Origin of the sequence: Solemya elarraichensis gill symbiont (assembly GCF_002021095.1) — a bacterium.
Lineage (GTDB): Bacteria > Pseudomonadota > Gammaproteobacteria > Chromatiales > Chromatiaceae.
The window spans coordinates 1-3,601 of the sequence record NZ_MPRK01000182.1 but is presented as its reverse complement, the minus strand read 5'-3'; the positions used below and the strand labels follow the sequence as shown (position 1 = coordinate 3,601).

Below are 3,601 nucleotides of genomic sequence, written 5' to 3'. Positions count from 1 at the left end.
ACTGGAAAGCAGCGTTAAATCGTTTTATGATCGAGTTTGAAGATCGACTCATTGACCATATTTGAACAGGGCAGTTACACAGAATTATCTACAGGCTCGTACGCTTATCTAAAACCCAGGGTTTTGTTTGAAGAATTGCTCGAACCTATCGACTATGAACTTCAATTTTTTCTATTCAACGGACAATGTCATTTGACAACGGTTCTTTATCGTCCTTTTCATCATAAAAGCTTGTCTTTCAGACTCTATGATGCAGATTGGAATCGAATGGAGCCTGGTGAACCGAAATCCCTGCCAATACATAACACAGATGCGGGAGAGACTCCCTGCCCTCCAGATGAGATCTTTGAAAAGCTACGCGAACTTTGCCGTGATATAGGACACGTGCGTGTTGATTTTTATGTGACAAATGGTGTCTTCTATTTTAGTGAATTCACTTTCACCCATGCAGGTGGAAAGACCCCCGGCCTAATCGGAAAGTATGATGCGGAGCTAGGCCGTTTTTGGTCTGCCTGACATCTCTTTGTTACGTTCCCGTTTCCAGATAAAGGGTCTCAGCAAGAGCTTGTCAAGTCGACCATCTTTTTTACCCCGGAAATATTCCAGGCCAAGCTGCATAGATTCATGCTGTGCATATGGAATCTTGCTAGTCGTACCGAACAGATAATCCCAAACAGGAAATGCTTCACTAAAATGGCTATCTGTATATTTCCTGTCACTACTATGGTGAATCCGATGAAAATCAGGAGTGATAATGAAGTAACGCAATACAGCATCCAGTTTCTCCGGCAGGCGTGTATTGCTATGAGCAAAAATACTGATGGAAGATTTGATGACTTGGTACAAAACGACGACTTCAACTGGAAATCCCATCAGCATAATCACAGGGACTGTTAATGGAACATTCACATAGAGCTCACACGGATGATTCCGGTAGGTCGTCGTAAAATCAACTTCCGTGTCACTATGATGCACAGCGTGCAGCCGCCATAGCCGGGGAAAAGTATGTAGTGCGCGATGAAACCAGTACGAGACGAACTCCAACACCAGTATTGCTATCAGTAAAAGCGGGAATAGACCGAGATCAACCCCCCTCAATAATCCGATATTTTCTTCTTCACCCCACCATGCAACCAGGGTACTCACCGCGAACGTAACAACACCAAGGTTTACCTGGTTAAGAATCATCAGGCTGATATTGTTGCCCCAACGATATCCCAAATCACCAGATTGGGCTCGTCTGGGAAAGATGCCTTCCATAAGTGCAGCAAAAATGAGAGCCACAATCATGCCCAGAAACAGGAGTGTCTCTGCGTTATTCTGAAGGATATTTTCCAGCATATTAAAAAGTGAGGCCGTTAAGGCCCCACCCTATTGATTTATAACAAGATGTTATAAAGAATTTCTTATCGCTTCACGAGGCGATAGGTAACAACACCAGCCAGCGTAGCGATACCTGCAAGAGCAATCATTGCATCAGTTGTCATAAGCGACGCAGGCGCTGCATGGAGGCCTACAACTGGCAATGCAACTGCCGGCATTGAAAGACCTGATGCTACCAAAGACAAAATCACCTTTTTCATTTCCTACTCCTTACAGTGGTTATTATGGTGAAAGTTCATTCAAGGGTATTCATGAATCATGTCAATACTTCTATTATTGTGCGCACTTGGTATGCTATGTCTCAACAATCAGGAGAGTAAAAAGCTTACATTGATGACGATGACTGACCTGGATAAAGATTCTGAGTGGCATAGGCTAATCCGCGGATCTGGCAATGGCCTGGATACATTTCTTTCATGCCTCATCCCTCTTCGTTCTCTTCAGGTAACCCGTACAACGATAAGAGAGCAAGCAGCCCAATCTAACACGCCAAACGGATTCGCTATAGAAAAGATGATACATCTGCTCAATAGCTGGGGCGCCGAACCACAACCACTCCCGGTTTCTCCTGCAACACTGTACAAGCAACGCTTCCCTCTAGCCATATCCGTCTCTCATCAAGGTAAAAATCGCCTTCTGATACTAACGTCTATAAATAAAAATAAGGCTGAACTGATCAACAGCAATATGACAACGCGTTCAGTCCCTCTTGGAGTGCTCCAGGATTTCTATGCAGGCACGGTCTTTTCATTTCACGTTAATGATCACACGGGCAAGCACGATTACACTGAGAAAAGAAGGCAAGAGGAAAGCTATATTAATGCCTATAAAGGCAGCATCAGGGAAATAAGGAATTTCCTCTCGGATAATGAATGTGAGGCATTAATCAGACTCACTGAAGGGCGCTATCAACGCAGTACGATCATCTCTTATGGCCCTGAAAAACATAAAACTCTTTCAGACGTACGCACTAGTCAATCTGTGCTATTGAAGGAGAAACATGCTCTGCTGGATACAATCCGCCAGCGTGCAGCAGCTAACTCCCATTCAAGTATTCAGGATATCGAAAACCTGCAATGTGCCCGCTACGAGACAGGAGAGGAGTTCGGACTGCATTTAGATGCATTTGCTTCCAGGCGCAAAAAAACAATCCTTGTTTATCTCAATGATAATTTTGAGGGAGGCGAAACCTGGTTCTCAGAGGTGGATGTAACGGTGGAACCGGAGAAAGGTAAGGCATTAATTTTCGATAACCTGAATGAAATGCATTTACCCCATCCTCTCTCAATGCATGCCGGGCTTCCAATTACCTCAGGTGTAAAATATGTCTGTAATATTTGGATTCATGAGCATGACCCAAATCAAAAACGATCAGCATCCTGAACATTCATGCTCCTGCTGACAACTGAAACCATAAGACTCTCATAAGGATATTCAATTGCTTGCATCCGTCATTCTTACAACCTATAACCAACCTTCCTGGTTAGATAAATGCCTGACAGGTTTTACAACACAGACTTACAGGCAGTTTGAAGTCATTGTGGCTGATGATGGTTCCACCGATGACACCCGCGATGTAATAGAAAGGATCAGGACAGAAACTGAGATACCTATACAACATATTTGGCAACCTGATGAAGGATTCAGAAAATGTAGAATCCTCAATAAAGCCATCTTGGCAAGTCAATCTGACTACACGATTTTCACAGATGGCGATTGCATACCACATCCCGATTTCGTCAAGAACCATGTGGCATTAGCAGAAGAAAATACCTTTTTGTCCGGTGGTAGCATTCACTTGCCAATAGAAATATCAAATCTCATCAGTAAAGAGGATATTCTTCTTGGTCACTCAACTAATCCCAGGTGGCTTTTGAGGAATGGATTTCCTTATACACCAAAAATTCTCAAGCTCTACTCACACCCCTACTGGGGTAGTGTGCTGGATTTCATCACAACAACACGCGCAACATGGAAAAAATATCTTGTCGCCGCCAATGGATACAATGAAGAGATGCAGTACGGTGGACTGGACCGGGAACTCGGCGAACGCCTTATAAACATGGGTCTTAACGCAAAACAAATTCGACATAGGGCGTGTTGTTCACACCTGGAACATGACAGGCACTATGTTAATCAGGAAAGCATTCTACTAAACCGACAAATTCGCGAAGAAATAAAAAGAAAGAAAATACAAAGGACCACCTATGGACTGGAC

At 43.6% G+C, this 3,601-nt stretch carries 5 protein-coding genes; 3 read left to right on the top strand and 2 right to left on the bottom strand.

From position 1 onward, the window contains the following. Positions 1-36 precede the first annotated feature (36 nt). Positions 37-516 carry an ATP-grasp fold amidoligase family protein gene (locus BOW51_RS08575; RefSeq protein WP_078477363.1) on the top strand — a complete coding sequence of 160 codons (480 nt, stop codon included), beginning with the start codon at positions 37-39 and terminating at the stop codon, positions 514-516. Here BOW51_RS08575 and BOW51_RS08570 read toward each other — a convergent pair. Further along, positions 493-1,341 (bottom strand): sterol desaturase family protein, encoded by an 849-nt coding sequence (locus BOW51_RS08570; protein ID WP_078477362.1) that lies wholly within the window; start codon positions 1,339-1,341, stop codon positions 493-495. The two genes, BOW51_RS08575 and BOW51_RS08570, sit on opposite strands and share 24 nt — an antisense overlap. Before the next feature lie 65 nt (positions 1,342-1,406). After that, positions 1,407-1,583 (bottom strand): hypothetical protein, encoded by a 177-nt coding sequence (locus BOW51_RS11210; protein WP_167367291.1) that lies wholly within the window; start codon positions 1,581-1,583, stop codon positions 1,407-1,409. Positions 1,584-1,641: 58 nt separating this feature from the next. Between BOW51_RS11210 and BOW51_RS08565 the strand changes: the two genes are divergently transcribed. Next, positions 1,642-2,766: a prolyl hydroxylase family protein gene (locus tag BOW51_RS08565; RefSeq protein ID WP_078477361.1), complete on the top strand. Its 1,125-nt coding sequence runs from the start codon at positions 1,642-1,644 to the stop codon at positions 2,764-2,766. Positions 2,767-2,821: 55 nt separating this feature from the next. Then, positions 2,822-3,601: glycosyltransferase family 2 protein (locus BOW51_RS08560; protein WP_078477360.1), on the top strand; the 780-nt coding region annotated here is incomplete at its 3' end.

Coding starts and splice junctions, on each gene's coding strand:
- BOW51_RS08570 (WP_078477362.1), bottom strand. CDS start 1,341: ATGCTGGAAAATATCCTTCAGAATAACGCAGAGACACTCCTGTTTCTG.
- BOW51_RS11210 (WP_167367291.1), bottom strand. CDS start 1,583: ATGAAAAAGGTGATTTTGTCTTTGGTAGCATCAGGTCTTTCAATGCCG.
- BOW51_RS08565 (WP_078477361.1), top strand. CDS start 1,642: ATGTCAATACTTCTATTATTGTGCGCACTTGGTATGCTATGTCTCAAC.